Below are 17,695 nucleotides of genomic sequence, written 5' to 3' on the forward strand. Positions count from 1 at the left end.
CCCGCGCAAGCCATCTATCCGGACCATTGCCGCCGGTCGCCGCAAGGTGCATGCTCGGGGCGACAACAGCACAGGAGCAGGCGATGATCCCGGTATTCGATGGCCATAACGATTTCATTCAGCGCGTCGTGGCGGCAGGAGAGAATGGCACCGGGATCTGGCTGGACGGCGACGGCACCGGCCATCTGGACCTGCCGCGGATCAAGGCGGGCGGGATGATCGGCGGTTTCTTCGCTATCTGGATTCCCGCCGAGTCGAGCCCGAATGACGAAGATGCGGTGGCGTTGATGCAGAACCCGCCCTTTTCCATGCCATTGACTGATGAGATCCCGCATGATGCCGCCCTGCCCCATGCGTTCCGGCAAGCGGCCGCATTGCGCGCATTGGAACGGACCGGCACGCTGGACATCGTGACCAGCACGGCGGGGCTGCGCCGGACGGTGGCCGAGGGCCGCATCGCCGCGATCATGCATATGGAAGGGGCCGAGGCGATCCGCGACATGGATGCGCTGCATCTATGGCACGCCGCGGGGCTGCGCTCGCTCGGGCCGGTCTGGTCGCGACCGACGGCTTACGGTCATGGCGTGCCCTTCGCCTTTCCGTCCTCGCCCGATACTGGCGAGGGGTTGACGGCGGCAGGCAAGACGCTGGTCCGCGAATGCAATCAGCTGCGGATCATGCTGGACCTGTCGCATCTGAACGAGGCCGGGTTCGACGATATCGCGAAACTGTCGGACGCCCCGCTGGTGGCCAGCCACAGCTGTGTCCATGCCATCTGTCCCAGTGCCCGCAACCTGACCGACCGTCAGCTGCGGATCATCGCCGAAACCGGCGGGCTGGTCGGGCTGAATTATGCCTCGAGCTTCCTGCGCGAGGATGGCAAGCGCCTGCCACTGGAAAACCTGGATGTCATGCTGCGGCATCTGGATCATCTGCTGGAAATCCTGGGCGAGGATGGCGTTGCCTTGGGCTCGGATTTCGACGGGGCGCTGATGCCGCAGGACTTGGCCGATGCATCGGCCCTGCAGAACCTTGTGCAAGCCATGAGGAATCACGGATACAGAAATGATCTTATAGAGAAAATATCCAGCGAGAACTGGATTTCATTGCTCCGTAAAACCTGGGGAAACTGACAGGCGGCATCAGGTCAAGCGACCCTCAACGGGTCGCTTGCAAAGCGGATGCACGAAATCGGTTACTCGCTCGCCCGCGGCTCTTGGGTGATCCCGCCGGTATCTGCTTGCGCGACCGCGACCATTTCGGCCAGTTCGGGATCAGCCTCGAGATCGGCAACGGCATATTTCGAGGTCAGGTTCGCAGGCGACAATTCGATATTCTTGACCACCTGCGGACCCGGCGCGGCAGGGCCGTAAGTCCGGCCGCTTACCGCGAAATACACGGCTCCGGAATTGCCGGTCCGCAAGATCGACGGCTCTTCCAGCTTGGGCAGGGTGAACCGCTCGCCCGCATCCATGATCTTTTCGAGCAGAACCGTGCCATCCGCCGAGGTCACGCGGACCCATGCGGGGCGCGCCGCCAGCAATTGCAGTTCCGGCGCATCCGGCGCAACGGTCCGCACCGCCACCTGCTCTTCCGGCATTTGCGGACCATATTGCATCGCCTTCGCCAATACCGTGTTGGCGGCGCCCGATGGAGGCAGGGTTTCCTCGTTCTCCGGCCCGTTCGAAGCAATCGCTTCGGCTGCCTCGAAAGAACTGGAAAGGTTGGGGTCGATCGCGGCGATCGGTCCATCCCGTGCATTCAGCACAGGCGCCTCGAGAATCTGTGGGCGATACACGCGGTCGAGCACCTCGGGCTGAGGCAGTTCACGCACCAATGTGGCCGCATCCTCCGGAGAAAGCGCGGGCGCGGGCAGACTGGCCCCTTGCGTCGGATCGAGCGATGCCGTGATACTGGGTGAATCATTTCCAGGCGTCAGTGTAACGCGCTGAATTTCCTGAAGAACCGTCCACCCGCCATAAGCAAGGCCGCAGACCAGGACCGCCAGCACAAGGATCGAGCCTATCGCTCTGGGCTCGATATCGGACCAGAAACTTTGCTGCTGCGGAATGAACAGCGCATGGGGATTCGCCAGGGCCTCGGCCGGGTCCGATGGTCTGCGCGTCGGTTTAGGGCCGGATGCCATGGGCGCCATGCCATGCGTTGGCTGAAAGCCGGATTCGAGGCAGAAGCGGCGGAAGGTCCAGTCCGGGTCCATATGCAGGTAACGGGCGTAAGAGCGCACATAACCCGCGATGAAACTGGGCGCATCGAAGGCGCTGATATCGCAATTCTCGATTGCGGCGACATAGGAGGCACGAATTCTCAGTTCCCGCTGCACGTCGAGCAGCGATTTACCCAAGGTGGCTCTCTCACCGCGCATGATATCGCCAAGCCGCGTATCATCGTCGAGGAAATACTCGATCTCCTCCATCTGCGAACTCTCATCTGCCGGACTTTCTGCCCGCAGTTTATTCATGCTCTCTGCCTCATCACACGTTAAACACACCGCTCGAATCAATACGGCGCCTACTTGTAAGCACTATCATATTATCACGGCAGCGAGAGCAGTTCACCTATTGAAATCGTCAGGCAGTCAATTCATTGCGATTTAACGCACATTGTGACCACAGCGCGTCCATTGCGCGCACAAGATGATCAATCTGCTTGGGATCGTGCACGGGCGACGGCGTGAAGCGCAAACGCTCGGTTCCGCGCGGCACGGTCGGGAAATTTATTGGCTGCACATAGATGTTATAATCGCGCAGCAACAAATCCGACAGAGACTTGCAATGCACCGGGTGGCCGACATGAACGGGCACGATATGGCTGCCATGGTCGATGATCGGCATCCCGAGCGATTTAAGGCGCATTTTAAGTATCCGGGCATGGAGCTGCTGCGCATCGCGCAATTCCTGCCCCCCCTCGCCTTTAAGGAAGCGAATCGAAGCCGCCGCCCCGGCCGCGACCACGGGCGGCAGTGAGGTGGTAAAGATGAATCCCGGCGCATAGGAGCGAACCGCATCGCACATCTTGGCCGAGGCGGCGATATAGCCGCCAAAGACGCCGAACGCCTTGCCCAATGTGCCGTTGATGATGTCCAGACGATGGGTCAGCCGGTCACGCTCGGCCACGCCGCCGCCGCGGGGGCCATACATGCCGACCGCGTGCACCTCGTCCAGATAGGTCAGCGCGCCGAACTCATCGGCCAGGTCGCAGATCTGGTCGATCAGGCCGAAATCACCATCCATGGAATAGATCGACTCGAAGGCGATCAGCTTGGGCACGGAGGGATCGTCGGCCTCGAGCAATTCGCGCAGATGCGCCAAGTCGTTATGCCGGAAAATGCGCTTTGCTCCGCCATTGCGCCTGATCCCCTCGATCATCGAGGCATGGTTCAGCGCGTCGGAATAGATGATCAGGCCGGGAAACAGTTTGGGCAGCGTCGAAAGCGTCGCGTCATTGGCAATATATGCACTGGAAAACACCAGCGCCGCCTCTTTCTTGTGCAGATCGGCAAGCTCGGCCTCGAGCTGCTTGTGATAAACCGTCGTGCCGGAAATATTGCGCGTGCCACCCGATCCGGCGCCGGCGGAATCCAGCGCCTCGTGCATCGCCGACATGACCGCCGGATGCTGGCCCATGCCAAGGTAATCATTGCCGCACCAGACGGTGATCTCTTGCTTTTCCCCATCGGGACGCGTCCAGACCGCCTGCGGGAACCGGCCCTTCGCACGCTCGATATCGATGAAGGTCCGATAGCGGCCTTCCTCGTGAAGCTGTCCGATGGCCTGATCCAGAGCCGCATCATAATTCATGTCTGGCGTTCCCTTGCTTTGCCTGCTGGGTGCGATCATTCTTCCGATCTCGCGCGCCTAATGTTGTTACATGCCGCGGGCCGAAAATAACAGGTCAAAATTGTCGCAGCACGACTAAAGGCCAAGGCAAAAACCAAAGTGTTTCAGTCAGAAAGGATGAGGGAATGACGGATCAAACAAGGCTCGACGAAATCCTGGCACAGCTTGATGCGGGGCAGGATGCGGCGCAGGCACGGTTGCTGGATTTTCTGCGCATCCCGTCGATCTCGACCGACCCGGCCCATCGCGGCGATGTCCGCGATGCCGCGCAATGGCTGTGCAAAGAATTGGAAAGCCTTGGTTTCGAGGCTAAAATCCATGACACGCCGGGCCATCCCATGGTCGTGGCCCGCTCGGCCCCCGGCGATGCCCGTCCACTGCTGTTCTATGGCCATTACGATGTGCAGCCGGTCGATCCGCTGGAATTATGGGATCGTCCCCCCTTCGAGCCCGAGATCCAGGCGACCGATAACGGCGTGGTGATCCGCGGTCGCGGGGCATCGGATGACAAGGGCCAGCTGATGACCTTCGTCGAAGCCTTCCGGGCGTGGAAAGCCGTGCATGGCAGTCTGCCCTCGGACCTGGTCCTGTTGTTCGAGGGCGAAGAGGAATCGGGCTCGCCGTCGCTGCGCCCCTTCCTGCACGACCATGCCGGGGATCTGCGCGCCTCGCTGGCGATGATCTGCGATACCGGGATGTATGCGGATGGCCGCCCCGCCATCACGACCCAGCTTCGCGGGCTGGTGGGCGAAGAGGCAATCATCCGCGCCGCCGACCGCGACCTGCATTCCGGCAGTTTCGGTGGGCTTGCGGCCAATCCGGTCATGATCCTTGCACAGGCGCTCGGGGCGCTGAAGGATGCCGACGGGCGCGTGACGCTCCCTGGTTTCTATGACGGGGTCGAGGATCTGGGGGATGCACTGGCACGCGACTGGCAAGCGCTCGGCTTCGACGCGGCAGAGTTCCTGGGCCAGGTCGGGCTGTCCGAACCCATCGGTGAAAAGGGCCGCACGCCGCTGGAAATGGTCTGGAACCGCCCCACCGCCGAGATCAACGGTATCGCGGGCGGCTACGCGGGCGAAGGCTTCAAGACCGTCCTGCCCGCCGAGGCCCGCGCCAAGGTCAGCTTCCGCCTGACCGGCACACAGGATCCACAGAAGATCCGCGATGCCTTCCGCGCCCATATCCGCGGCTTCCTGCCTAGGGATTGCAGCGTCGAGTTTCACGAACATGGCGGCGGCACGGCAAGCGTCATGGATACTTCCGACCCGGCCTTCACTGCCGCCAAGCAGGCCCTGACCGAGGAATGGGGCCGCGAGGCGGCCTATATCGGCGCGGGTGGTTCGATCCCGATCGCAGGAGATTTCAAGGAAATCCTCGATATGGATTCGATGCTGATCGGCTTTGGCCGCGACGATGACCGGATCCATTCGCCGAACGAGAAATACGATGTCCAGAGCTTCACCAAGGGCGCGCGAAGCTGGGCACGGATATTGGCAAGCCTGAGATAGGATTCGGGGTTCAGCGGTCGGTGGTGACTGCCTTCGCCACGGTCGCGGCTCAGGTTCAAAGGTCAATCAGCGCCTGATCGGTCATCGCAATATTTGCGTCCCGCGATGGCCGGGGGCTGCCTGCCCCCGGACCCCCGGAGATATTTCCATGAAGAAGAAGGGGGGAAAGGCCCGGATGGCGGCAGGTTAGGTATGTTTTTCATACCGGCCTTGGTGCGGCAATGCCGGGTTGGCCGTTGCGCAGCCCAACTGCTGCAACGCACGCCCTGTTGCGCAACACCCGCGAGCGGCGCAAAATCCGGGACGCTGCCAGGCTGAACTTCCGAATTGTCTTGACTTATCGCCCCGCAGCCCTCATCTCCCACGGGTCGCCGCCCGTTGCCGCGTGAGCAGCCGCGAGATTTCGCTCATGGCGCGACCAATCATTCAGTTTCCCATTCACGCGGGGAGGCTTGCGGGCATCCTCGTATCACGCTCGCATCCCTGTGTTAGCCGCCACCCCAACCGGGTCGCGGCACCTGCCCTTGCGTCCGATACGGGGGATGCGGGGACGAAAGAATCTTTATGGAACAGACAAATACACGCCGCCCTTCCCGTGGTGGCAAACCCAAGACCCGCAATCCGCAGAACCATGCCGCCCCCAATGCCGGACGCCGTGCCATTGCCCGTGATCCGCTGCCGACCGGAGCATTCGCGGATATGGGGATCGACCCCCGCATCAACGCCAATATCGCCGCAATGGGGCTGACCGAGCCCACACCGATCCAGGCGCAAGCCATTCCAGCGGTCGTCGAGGGCCGCGACGCCTTGGGCCTGGCACAGACCGGCACCGGCAAGACAGCCGCCTTCGGCCTGCCGATGCTGACCCGGCTGATCAAATACGGCAAGAAACCCGACCCCAAGACCTGCCGCGCGCTGATCCTCGCGCCCACCCGCGAACTGGCGACCCAGATCGCCCAGAATATCGACGCCTATGCCGAAGGCACGCCGATCCGCAGCTATCGCGTCGTCGGCGGCGCCTCGATCAATGTGCAGACCGAACGGCTCTCGCGCGGGGTCGATGTGCTGATCGCCACGCCGGGCCGCCTGATCGACCTGATCGAGCGTCGCGCGATCTCGCTTGAGGCAACGACCTACCTGGTGCTGGACGAGGCCGACCAGATGCTGGATATCGGCTTTATCCACGTGCTGCGGCGGATCGCGAAGATGCTGCCTCCGAAGCGCCAGACATTGCTGTTCTCGGCCACCATGCCCAAGCTGATGTCGGAACTGGCCGACACTTATCTGAAGGATCCGGTCCGCGTGGCCGTGAACCCTCCGGGCAAGGCCGCAGAAAAGATCGCGCAGGGCGTGCATTTCGTCAGCCAGGGCGACAAGGCCACGCTGCTGGCCGAATATCTGTCGAAACATTCGGGCGAGCTTGCAATGGTCTTTGGCCGCACCAAGCACGGTTCGGACAAACTTGCGAAATTGCTGGACAAATGGGGATTCGCGGTAGCTGCGATCCATGGCAACAAGAGCCAGGGCCAACGCGAACGCGCCCTGCAAGCCTTCCGCAAGGGAGAGACGCAGATCCTCGTCGCCACCGATGTCGCGGCGCGTGGGCTGGATATCCCCGAAGTCGCGCATGTCTATAATTACGATCTGCCGAATGTGCCCGAGAACTATGTTCACCGGATCGGCCGCACCGCCCGCGCCGGCCGCGATGGCCGGGCCGTTGCCTTCTGTGCGCCGGCAGAGCTGGGCGAATTGCGGGCGATCGAGCGCGCGATGAAATCGCCGATCCCGGTGATCGGCGGAGAGGTGCCCGCAGCCCCTCCCGCGGCCGAGCGCGGGTCGCGCAACCGGGGCGGCCGGCCCGGTGGTAATGGCGGCGGTCACAAGCGCCCCACACGTCGCCCGTCGCGTCAGCCCAAGGGTCAGCAGGCAAGGGGCTGATCAGCCCTTTCCTCCTGCCAGCTTCCTCGCCTCAGGCAATCCGCGCAAGCGCAGCATTGCCCAGGCACCAACGACGGGACCGGGAAGCAGGACCAGGAAAGCCCATCGCCAGCCGCCAAGCGCGGCGGCGATATGGGGCATGATCCAGATGGTCAGCACCGTCAGCGCAAAGCCGATGCTGACCTGCAATGTCAGCGCCGTCCCGACGAAACGCGGATCGGCCAATTCGGTAACTGCTGCCGAAAACTGGGCGCTGTCTCCGACAATCGAGATTCCCCAGATCACCGCGACAAAGGCCAGCAACCATGCCGGACCGTCGAAGGCAAAGCCGATCAGCAGCGCGCATGCCCCCGACACCGCCATCATTCCGGCGGTCGTCAAACAGCGCCCGATGCGATCCGACAGCAACCCGCCCAGCACGCAACCGACCGCGCCCGACGCGACGACGAGGAAGGCGAAAAGCGACGGCGAGCCGAAGGGCCCTACACCGCCCCGCTCTGCCGCGGTCGCGAAGGCCAGGAACCACGCCCACATGGCGTAGAGCTCCCACATATGGCCGAAATAGCCGAGATTGGCCAAGAGCACACCACGGTTGCGAAAGATGACCAGCGCCCGGCGCGGGTCAAAGACAGCCCGGCCGAATGCATGGGGCCCTTCCCTGACCAGAAACCCGAAGATCGCGGCCGACAAAGCTGCGCCGAGGCTGGACAGGATCACCACCATCCGCCAATCCAGCCCTTCGCTGGCCGCGCGGAACAGATGCGGCATCGACGAACCAAGCGTCAGCGCACCGATCAGCACCCCCATCGCCAAGCCGCGACCACGGGAAAACCATGTCGCCATCAGCTTCATCGCGGGCGGATAAATCCCCGCCAGCGCCATGCCAGTCACGAAACGCGCGATCAGGGCGGCAGTCCAACCCGGCTCGATCAGCAAAACCGCATTGGCGAGCGCCGCGCCACAAGCCGAGACGGTGATCAGGCGCGGCAGAGGCATCAGATCGGGCAGGTTCACCAGCGACGAGGCCAGAGCCCCCAGCACGAAACCGAGTTGCACGGCATTGGTAAGCCAACTGGCCTGACTTTGCGTCAGGTCCCAGTCACGGGTAAGTTCGGGAATGATCGCCGTGGCCGAAAACCAGCAGGCCATGGCGAAAACCACCCCCGTGCTGAGCAGCACAAGCGCCCGCCACCGCTCGACGAAGGCGGGATCTTTGCCCCGGTCGCTCAGGTTTCGTCCTGCATTTGCGGTGTCTCGCGCGGGGGGCGTCCGATGATATCGCGCAATGCGTCAAGCTCGATGAAATTGTCGGCCTGGCGACGCAATTCATCTGCGATCATAGGCGGTTGCGAGCGAATCGTCGAAACCACCGAAACCCGCACCCCGCGGCGTTGCAGGGCCTCGATCAGCGGGCGGAAATCTCCGTCGCCCGAGAACAGCACGGCATGGTCAAGGCGCTCCGCCAATTCCATGGCGGTGACCGTCAACTCGATATCCATGTTGCCCTTGACCTTCCGACGCCCCATGCTGTCGGTATATTCCTTCGCAGGCTTGGTTACGACGCAATATCCATTGTAATGCAGCCAATCGACGAGGGGGCGGATGGGGGAATACTCCTCTCCTTCGATAAGCGCTGTGTAATAATAGGCACGCATCAATTTTCCGCGGCGGTCGAATTCTTGACGCAGAAGCTTGTAATCGATGTCGAAACCCAGGGATTTGGCTGCTGCGTAAAGATTGGCCCCATCGATGAAAATCGCCAACCTGTCGTCCTTGTAAAACATTTTATTTGCCTTCAATGAGACGTTCTTGAGTGAATCGACGAACGATGCCTGCCAGAAGAATGCCCTGGCAAGCGGACCGTCGCGATCCTACGACTTGAGTTTTTCAGCAGGTTCACATGATCCAAAATAAACTCGCACTTATTGCTCTAGGCGCCAACCTGCCGTCTGCCGCCGCTGACGTGGGTGAAACGCTGCGCTCGGCGGCGCGCATTCTGCACGAAAACCGGAATACTACAATAACCACGTTTAGTCGATTTTGGAAAACTCCCGCCATGCCCGCGGGATCGGGTCCCGATTTTGTGAACGCGGCCCTGACATTGCGCACGACATTATCGGCACCGGACCTGTTGGCTCTGCTGCATGACATCGAGGCGCGTTTCGGCCGGGATCGCGGGACCGGACGTTGGTCTGCGCGCGTGCTGGACCTAGACCTGATCGGCTATGACGATCTTGTCCTGCCGGACCGGAACATCCAGCAGGACTGGATGGCTCTTTCCCCCGAACGCCAAAAGATCGACACGCCCGAAAACCTGATCCTGCCGCATCCAAGGCTGCAGGATCGCGGTTTCGTGCTGGCGCCCCTTGCGGAAATCGCCCCGGAATGGATTCATCCGGTCACCGGGCAGAGCGTCACGAAAATGCTGGCCGGCCTCCCCGATGAGGCGATACGGGGAATGACCCCCTTCACGGCGCTGGAAATGCCGGTATTACCTTGACATTTCTTGTGATGATCTCCAGTTATCCTGTTTCGTTCTAGAACTCCGATTCGTAACTCTACAGGTGAAGAATGGCCCGCGTAACGGTCGAAGACTGCGTCGACAAGGTTCCCAATCGTTTTGATCTGGTGATGCTGGCCTCGCATCGCGCACGAGAGATTGCGGCGGGCAGCGCGCCCACGGTCGATCGCGACAATGACAAGAACCCCGTTGTCTCATTGCGCGAAATCGCTGACGAGACTCAGCCGGTGGACGATCTGCGCGAGCGGATGATCGAAGCCAGCCAGACCCAGATCGAGGTCGACGAGCCCGAGGAGGACGCCATGGCATTGCTCTTGGGTGCCGAGGTCGACCGCCCCAAGCCTGCCGACGAGGAATCCGAAGAGCGGATGCTGCGCATGATGCTGGAAGCCAGCCAGCGCAGCTGATCGGTTTTTACGGAGGTCTTCGTCAAGTATGATCGACGTCGAAGACCTCATTGCGCTGATCCGCAATTATAACCCGCGCAGCAATTTGCAGCTGATCCGCGATGCCTATGAATACGGCATGCGGATGCATGAGGGACAATTCCGCCGATCCGGCGAGCCCTATTTCACACATCCGATCGCTGTCGCCGCCATCCTGACCGAGATGCGGCTGGACGACGCGACCATCGCCACCGCCCTGCTGCATGACACGGTCGAGGACACCCGCTCGACCATGCCCGAAGTCGAGGCGATGTTCGGCCATGAGATCGCCGAGCTGGTCGATGGCGTGACCAAGCTGACCAATCTGCAGCTCAGCTCGACCCAGTCCAAGCAGGCAGAGAACTTCCGCAAGCTGTTCATGGCCATGTCGCGCGATCTGCGGGTGATCCTGGTCAAGCTGGCCGACCGGCTGCACAATATGCGCACGATCCGCTCGATGAACCCGGAAAAGCAGCTTCAGAAGGCGCGCGAGACCATGGATATCTATGCGCCTCTGGCCGGGCGGATGGGGATGCAGTGGATGCGCGAAGAGCTGGAGGACCTGGCCTTCAAGGTCATCAATCCCGAGGCGCGCAACTCGATCATCCGCCGTTTTGTCAGCCTGCAACGCGAATCCGGCGATATCATCAGCCAGATCACCGCCGATATCCGCACCGAACTGGAACGCGAAGGGCTGGAGGCGGATGTGTTCGGACGCGCGAAAAAGCCCTTTTCGGTCTGGCGGAAGATGCAGGAAAAGCAACTCGCCTTTTCCCGGCTGTCGGATATCTATGGTTTTCGGATCATCACCCGTGACGAAGGCGACTGTTACCGGGCCCTCGGGCTGATCCATCACCGCTGGCGGGCGGTTCCGGGACGGTTCAAGGATTATATCAGCCAGCCGAAATCCAATGGCTACCGTTCGATCCACACCACGGTTTCAGGCCGGGACGGCAAGCGGGTCGAGGTGCAGATCCGGACCCGCCAGATGCACGAGGTCGCCGAGGCCGGCGTTGCGGCGCATTGGGCCTATCGCGACGGGGTCCGGGCCAAGAACCCCTTTGCCGCCGATCCCGCCGAATGGATCGAGACCCTGACCGATCATTTCGAGGGCGAGGATCACGACGATTTCCTCGAGAATGTCAAACTCGAGATGTATCAGGATCAGGTCTTCTGCTTCTCTCCGAAAGGCGATGTGATCCAGTTGCCGCGCGGCGCGACACCGATCGATTTCGCCTATGCGATCCATACCAGGCTGGGCCACGCCTGCGTTGGCGCCAAGATCGACGGCATCCGCGTGCCGCTATGGACCCGCCTCAAGAATGGGCAGTCAGTCGAGATCATCGCAGCATCGGGGCAGCGGCCCCAAGCGACATGGCTGGACGTCGTGGTGACCGGACGCGCCAAGGCGGCCATCCGGCGATCGCTGCGGCAAGAGGATCGCGACCGTTTCATGCGCTTGGGACGCGAACTGGTGCGGGTCAGCTTTGAGCATGTCGGGCGCAAGCCGACCGACAAGGCGCTGCGCACCGCGGCCACCCAGATGGGACTGGACAGCGCCGAAGAGCTTCTGGCCAGGATCGGCAGCGCCGAGAACTCCGCCAAGGAGGTGCTCGAGGTTCTCTATCCCGATCTCGCCGACACGTCGGACGAGTTGGACGGTCGCCGCCCTATCGCGGGACTGGACGCCGATCAGAGTTTTACCCGCGCGCCCTGTTGCAGCCCCCTTCCCGGCGAACGGATCGTCGGGATCACCTATCGGGGCCGCGGAGTGGTGATTCACGCGATCGACTGCCCCGTCCTCGCCGAGTTCGAGGAAAACCTGGACCGTTGGGTCGATCTGCGCTGGCGCGAGGGACGTCACCCCCCCGCCTACTCCACCACGCTGCATCTGACGATCCGTCATGACGCTGGTATCCTTGGCCGCATCTGCACCTTGATCGGACAGCATGGAGCGAATATCTCGGATCTCGTGTTCCTCGACCGCAAGCCGGACTTCTACCGCATCGCGATCGAGGTGGAGTTGCGTCATTACGAGCATCTGCATGCGCTGCTGACCGCACTCGAAGCCGAGAGCGACGTGGCCCAGGTGGCCCGTATCCGCGACCCGGCACTGAAACCGTAAGACATCCGTCACGATTTCTTTGTAAAGCGGGACGAGGCAGAGGCAGGGATCGGAAAACAAGGTGTTTAAACGCCGCAAACCTCGCAGTTACGGCCAGATGGCCAGCGACATGTTCTATCCGCGCGGCGGGTGGCGCAGGGCGGGAACCTATGTGCTGCACCGGTTGCGCCGCCTGCCCGATCAGCCCCATCGCATCGGACGTGGTGTCGCCGCGGGTGTTTTCGTGTCTTTCACTCCCCTGTTCGGTCTCCACTTCGCAAGCGCCGCAGCAGGCGCATGGCTGATTGGTGGCAATATCCTCGCCTCGCTCCTTGCGACATTTGTCGGCAATCCGCTGACTTTTCCCTTCATCGCGGTCCTCTCTGTCAGCCTCGGCCGCCAGATCCTGGGGCTTGGCGGCCACCTGTCGCCACAGTTGATTTTCGGGGAATTCGCCCAAGCCAGCGTCGAGCTCTGGCACAATATCCGATCCGTCTTCGGACCGGAGGAGGCGCATTGGCAAAATCTGGGCAACTTCCTTTACCAGGTCTACTGGCCATATGTCGTTGGCGGGGTGATCATCGGACTGGCCGTCAGCATCGTGGCGCATTACCTGACTATCCCGGTGATCCGCGCCTATCACCGGCGCCGGGAAAAGAAGATGGCCGCAAGGATTGCGCGGGTGCGGGCGAGCAGCATCGTGCAGGTTACGTCAGTTGTCGAAAGCAGTGCCAAGGGGGGTGCTGCCCCCCGTCCTGCGGACTCCCCCGGGGATATTGAGATGAAGAAGAAGGGGCCTCAGTAACCTTTCTCGCGATCCACGAGATTCAGGATCGGCCGCCCGGACATGGCGCGGCGCAGATTCTCGGCCACCACCGGGGCGGCGGTTTCCGGGCGGGTGTCGGCGGCGATATGGGGCGTGACGGTGACTTTGGGATGGCTCCAGAACGGGTGATCATGGGGCAGAGGCTCGGTCCGGAACACATCCAGCACGGCATGACCCAGATGCCCGGCATCAAGCGATCCGATCAATGCGTCGTCATCCAGCAAACTTCCCCTGCCGGGATTGATCAGCCAAGCGCCTTTCGGCAGGCGGGCAAGCCGGTCGGCATCCATCAACCCGCGCGTGGCCGCCGTGTCGGGCAGCAGGGTGACGAGGATCTCGGCCCGCTCCAATGCCCGGTCCAGATCGGCGGCGCCGAAGATCTCTATCCCTTCGACGGGTCTTCCGGACGCACTCCAGCCAGTCACCCGAAAGCCGATTCCCGTCAACATATCTGCGGTGGCGCGGCCAAGCGATCCCATGCCGAGGATGGTCACGTGACGCTCTGGCGCCAGGGGCGGAACCTGGCCATTGCGCCAGATACCGTCCTGAGCATAGCTGTCCATTTCCAGATGCCCGCGCATCGTCCAGCCGGAGCAATATTCCGCCATGCCTCGCGCCAATCCCGGATCGACCATGCGCGCCAACGGTTGCGTCAATGTGGGATTGCCGACGATACGCTCGACCCCGGCCCAGAGGCTTTGGACAAGGCGGGCATTGCGATAGGGGGACAGATCCTCGATCTCACCGCCCGGCGCATAGATGATTGCATCGAAATTTTCCGGATCGCCGCTACGGCTAAGCCGCATCTCGGGACAGGCCGAGACGAGGGCCATAGACCACTCGTCCCACTTTGAATCGGGTGCGGCGAAAAGGACCTGCATCGTATTACCTCGGTCTGTGGACATGTGCGGATTGGATCATGCCGAATCCCATCATCAGGATCATCATCGCGGTCCCGCCATAGCTGACCAGAGGCAGGGGCGAGCCGACCACCGGCAGCAAGCCCATGACCATGCCCATGTTGATCGCGAAATAGACGAAGAACGTACCCCCGATCCCTATGGTCAGCAAGGAGCCGAAGCGGTCCCGATTGCTGAGCGCCGAGAAAAGGCAGAAGCCGATGATCAACGTATAAAGCACGAGAAGCGAGCCGGCGCCGACGAAACCGAATTCCTCGGCAAGGACGGTAAAGATGAAATCGGTGTGTTTCTCGGGCAGGAAATTGAGACGCGACTGCGTTCCCTGCATGAAGCCGCGACCCGACCAGCCCCCCGAGCCTAGGGCAATCTGCGCCTGCGTGATATTGTAGCCCGCCCCCAGGGGATCGACCGACGGATCGATGAAGGTATCGATACGGCGGAACTGGTAATCCTTGAGCAACTGCCATTCTGTCCCGCGGCTTTCCAGCACCGTTGTCACGAGAGCCACGGCCAGCAGGATCACGGCGCCGAAATACCACAGCGACACCCCGGCCGCGAACATCACGATCGCCCCCCCGGCAATCAGCATAATCGAGGTGCCCAGGTCGGGCTGCATCAGCACCAGGCCGGTCGGCATCAGGATCAGGATCACCGGGATCAGAACCCAGAGTGGGTGTGAGATCTTTCCGGCATTGAGCCAGTCGTAATAGGCCGCAAGGACCAGCACGAGTGCGATCTTCATCAGTTCGGATGGCTGGATCTGGATCGGGCCGATATCGATCCAGCGCTGCGCCCCCATGCCGATATCGCCGATCAGCTCGACCGCGACCAGCAGCAACAGGCACAGGATATAGCTGAACACCGACACGCCGCGCCAGAACCACATCGGCACGAATGCCAGGGCGATCATCGCGACCAGCCCGATAATGAAGCGGTAGATCTGCGGTTCGGCCCATGTCTCGGCATTCCCGCCGGCCACCGAATACAGCATGACGAAGCCGTAGCAGGCAACGGCGGTCAGCAGAAAGACCAACGGCCAGTTCAGATACAGGATCTTTCGCCAGCCGGTGGGGGTCTGCGCGACCTGGTAATCGAGATAAGCCATGCCCGCCTCTCAGGCCTGCGACCGGCCGGGCTTGGGCGGCTCCGGGGTATAAAGCTGCATCGCGTTGTGACGGGCCTCCATCGCGGCGCGCTGTCCCTCTGGCACGGAGGTCAATGGCGGCAACCCGCCTGCCAACGCATAGAGCAGGATATCCCGGGCAATCGGCGCGGCAACGGTCGATCCACCGCCACCATGCTCGACCACGACCGAAACGGCATAGCGGGGTGCCTCATAGGGCGCGAAACAGACGAACAGGGCGTGGTCGCGCCGTTCCCATGGAAGCTGCTCGTTCGAGACGACGCCGCGGGCGCGTTCGGCCGCGGTGATGTTGCGAACCTGGCTTGTGCCGGTCTTGCCCGCCATGCGCCATTCTTCCGCGATGATACGCGCGCTGCGGGCGGTGCCGCGAGACGAATTCATGACAGCATCCATTCCCGCCCGAACCTGCTGCAGATGCCGGGGATTGAACCCCAGATCCGGAAACTCTCCGCCGACCTGCGGCACCCCGTCGATGGCGCGCAGCAGGCGCGGCTCGATCATCCGGCCCGAGGCAACCCGCGCGGTCATTACCGCAAGCTGCATGGGCGATGCCAATACGAAGCCCTGCCCGATCGAAGCGTTCAGGCTGTCGCCGATCTGCCATTGCTCATCATATCGTTCGCGCTTCCAGGCCCGGTCAGGCGCGATTCCCTGGGCGATTGCAGACATCGGCAAATCATACCGCACGCCGATACCCAGCTTGCGCGCCATTTCGGCGATACGATCAATCCCGACACGTTGCGCCAGTTCATAGTAATAGACATCGCAGCTTTGCTCGAGACTTTGCAGGGCATCCATATGGCCATGACCGCCACGCCGCCAGCAATGGAAACGCCGGCCGCCAACCTCGAGATAGCCGGGGCAGAAGAAACTGGAACCGCCATTGATTACCCCCGACTCGAGACCGGCCATCAAGGTGACAAGCTTGAAGGTGGAGCCGGGCGGGTAAACCCCCTGAACCGTCTTGTCGGCCAGGGGACGGTGATCATGTTCCATCAGCGAACGGTAATCGGCGCTGGAAATGCCCCGCACGAATTTGTTCGGATCGAAGCTGGGCGAAGAGCATGAGCAAAGCACCTCCCCGGTTTGAACATCGAGAACGACAGCGGCGGCGCTTTCCGTTCCCATGCGTTGCCCGGCGTAATTCTGCAGGCCCGCATCGATAGTCAGCTGCACCGTGGCTCCCTGTTCCCCTTCCTTCCGGCTGAGCTCTCGCATTTCGCGCCCGGCGCTGTTGACCTCGACCCGCCGCTGTCCCGCCGTGCCGCGCAGATCGGCCTCCATCTTGGCTTCGACACCAAGCTTGCCAAGCTGGAATTCCGGCAGCATCAGCACAGGATCGGGGTTCTCGATCTTGGACAGGTCATAATCCGAAACCGGCCCCACATAACCAAGCACATGTGCCAGATCAAAGGCCCGCGGATAGACACGAGAAAGTCCCGATTCCGGTGTCACACCGGGCAGTGCAGGCGCGTTGACCGCAATCGAGCTGAACTGTTCCCAGCTTAACCGGTCCGCCAGTACGATGGGAGTGATCGCGCTGCGCCTGGAAAACTCCGCCAGCAATTCCTCCATGCGGGCATCGTTGATCGGGATCAATTGCGACAGGCGGTGCAGGACCGATTCAACATCGCCGCCCGCCTCTTCGCGAGTGAGGGTAACGCGGTAATTCTGTTCGTTTCCCGCGATCAAGGCGCCCTTGCGGTCATGGATCAACCCCCGAGCAGGCGGCAGAAGACGGATCTTGATCGAATTGCCATCCGACAACATCCGGTATTCATCGGCATGATCAAGTTGCATCGAACGTAGCCGCAGCCCCAGGGCCATCGCCACCCCAAGCTGGACACCGCCCAGCATCAACCCTCGCCGGCCGAGCAAGCGGTTGCTTTCCAGAATTTCACGTGGCGATTTTCTCATCGACTGTATCTCATCATCTCCGCCTCTGCCGCGCTGATACGGCGCAGCCCGATCAGCCAGCGCGCGGCAAGAACGACCACCGGGTAGAAACCGACGGTCGAGATATATTGCAGCGTCACGTTCCCAAGGGCCGGCACAGGCAACAGGAAGATGAACTGTGCCACCCGATAGCCCAGCATCATGGCCCCAACAAGTATCGAAACCCGCAGCCATTCAACCATAAACGGCTGATCCCGCCAACGGCTCTCACGGGTGCGGGCGAATTCGCTGGCGATCAGCACGACGATGGTCCAGAGCCCTAGCGGGCGAAGCAGCAGGATATCCTCCAGGAGGAACAGGGCGGCGATTACAGGGGCGGCAAGCTGATCCGGCCGCCGCAACATCCAGGCAAACAGAAGGCAAAGAGCCAGATCCGGACCGGGCCGGCCGATATTCCCGGTCGAGAGAGGCAGCAAACGCCCGAACAGGATCGCAACCTGGCAGAAAACGAAAAGGCCGGTGCCAACGAGGATCTGCTTTCGCATGTTCTGGA

The 17,695-nt window shown here is 61.9% G+C and carries 15 protein-coding genes; 7 read left to right on the forward strand and 8 right to left on the reverse strand.

Features of this window, described 5'->3' with window-relative positions; translation table 11 throughout:
- The first annotated feature begins 83 nt into the window (after positions 1–83).
- Positions 84–1,133 carry a dipeptidase gene (locus JHX88_RS12410; RefSeq protein WP_076523097.1) on the forward strand — a complete coding sequence of 350 codons (1,050 nt, stop codon included), beginning with the start codon at positions 84–86 and terminating at the stop codon, positions 1,131–1,133.
- 62 nt (positions 1,134–1,195) lie between these two features.
- On the opposite strand, the gene JHX88_RS12415 is transcribed toward JHX88_RS12410, so the two are convergent.
- Positions 1,196–2,479, reverse strand: a complete 1,284-nt coding sequence (locus JHX88_RS12415; RefSeq protein WP_076523099.1) for a helix-turn-helix domain-containing protein — start codon at positions 2,477–2,479, stop codon at positions 1,196–1,198.
- A 109-nt stretch (positions 2,480–2,588) separates the two neighbouring features.
- Positions 2,589–3,818, reverse strand: coding sequence for a 5-aminolevulinate synthase (gene hemA, locus JHX88_RS12420; RefSeq protein WP_076523738.1), 1,230 nt, complete (start codon positions 3,816–3,818; stop codon positions 2,589–2,591).
- Positions 3,819–3,982: 164 nt separating this feature from the next.
- Between hemA and JHX88_RS12425 the strand changes: the two genes are divergently transcribed.
- Positions 3,983–5,368 carry a M20/M25/M40 family metallo-hydrolase gene (locus tag JHX88_RS12425; RefSeq protein ID WP_076523101.1) on the forward strand — a complete coding sequence of 462 codons (1,386 nt, stop codon included), beginning with the start codon at positions 3,983–3,985 and terminating at the stop codon, positions 5,366–5,368.
- A 564-nt stretch (positions 5,369–5,932) separates the two neighbouring features.
- A complete protein-coding gene (locus JHX88_RS12430) occupies positions 5,933–7,306 on the forward strand; it encodes a DEAD/DEAH box helicase (protein WP_084202819.1) in 1,374 nt (457 codons plus the stop codon).
- On the opposite strand, the gene JHX88_RS12435 is transcribed toward JHX88_RS12430, so the two are convergent.
- On the reverse strand, positions 7,307–8,485 hold the full coding sequence (locus tag JHX88_RS12435) for an MFS transporter (protein WP_272848023.1): 1,179 nt from the start codon (positions 8,483–8,485) through the stop codon (positions 7,307–7,309).
- Between the two features lie 47 nt (positions 8,486–8,532).
- Positions 8,533–9,090, reverse strand: a complete 558-nt coding sequence (locus JHX88_RS12440) for a LabA-like NYN domain-containing protein (protein WP_076523105.1) — start codon at positions 9,088–9,090, stop codon at positions 8,533–8,535.
- A gap of 116 nt (positions 9,091–9,206) precedes the next feature.
- Between JHX88_RS12440 and folK the strand changes: the two genes are divergently transcribed.
- From folK to JHX88_RS12460, 4 genes are all read left to right on the forward strand, one after another.
- Complete coding sequence (gene folK / locus JHX88_RS12445) at positions 9,207–9,806, forward strand: 2-amino-4-hydroxy-6-hydroxymethyldihydropteridine diphosphokinase (protein ID WP_076523107.1); 600 nt, start codon at positions 9,207–9,209, stop codon at positions 9,804–9,806.
- A 71-nt stretch (positions 9,807–9,877) separates the two neighbouring features.
- Positions 9,878–10,234: a DNA-directed RNA polymerase subunit omega gene (gene rpoZ, locus JHX88_RS12450; RefSeq protein ID WP_076523109.1), complete on the forward strand. Its 357-nt coding sequence runs from the start codon at positions 9,878–9,880 to the stop codon at positions 10,232–10,234.
- A 28-nt stretch (positions 10,235–10,262) separates the two neighbouring features.
- Entirely contained in the window at positions 10,263–12,377 is a 2,115-nt protein-coding gene (locus tag JHX88_RS12455) for a RelA/SpoT family protein (RefSeq protein ID WP_076523111.1), read from the forward strand.
- 61 nt (positions 12,378–12,438) lie between these two features.
- Positions 12,439–13,161 (forward strand): DUF2062 domain-containing protein, encoded by a 723-nt coding sequence (locus tag JHX88_RS12460; RefSeq protein ID WP_272848024.1) that lies wholly within the window; start codon positions 12,439–12,441, stop codon positions 13,159–13,161.
- On the opposite strand, the gene JHX88_RS12465 is transcribed toward JHX88_RS12460, so the two are convergent.
- Genes JHX88_RS12465 through JHX88_RS12480 form a run of 4 tightly spaced genes read right to left on the reverse strand, consistent with a single transcriptional unit; the run spans position 13,155 to position 17,687 of the window.
- The gene (locus JHX88_RS12465) at positions 13,155–14,015 is read right to left on the reverse strand and encodes a 2-hydroxyacid dehydrogenase (RefSeq protein ID WP_272848025.1); all 861 of its coding nucleotides are present in this window, start codon (positions 14,013–14,015) and stop codon (positions 13,155–13,157) included. The genes JHX88_RS12460 and JHX88_RS12465 overlap by 7 nt on opposite strands.
- Before the next feature lie 52 nt (positions 14,016–14,067).
- Positions 14,068–15,207: a rod shape-determining protein RodA gene (rodA, locus tag JHX88_RS12470; protein ID WP_076523115.1), complete on the reverse strand. Its 1,140-nt coding sequence runs from the start codon at positions 15,205–15,207 to the stop codon at positions 14,068–14,070.
- Between the two features lie 9 nt (positions 15,208–15,216).
- Positions 15,217–17,163 (reverse strand): penicillin-binding protein 2, encoded by a 1,947-nt coding sequence (gene mrdA, locus JHX88_RS12475; protein ID WP_076523117.1) that lies wholly within the window; start codon positions 17,161–17,163, stop codon positions 15,217–15,219.
- Complete coding sequence (locus JHX88_RS12480) at positions 17,160–17,687, reverse strand: rod shape-determining protein MreD (RefSeq protein WP_272848026.1); 528 nt, start codon at positions 17,685–17,687, stop codon at positions 17,160–17,162. The genes mrdA and JHX88_RS12480 overlap by 4 nt, the downstream gene beginning before the upstream one ends.
- Positions 17,688–17,695 lie beyond the last annotated feature (8 nt).

The organism is Paracoccus saliphilus, assembly GCF_028553805.1.
Lineage (GTDB): Bacteria > Pseudomonadota > Alphaproteobacteria > Rhodobacterales > Rhodobacteraceae > Paracoccus > Paracoccus saliphilus.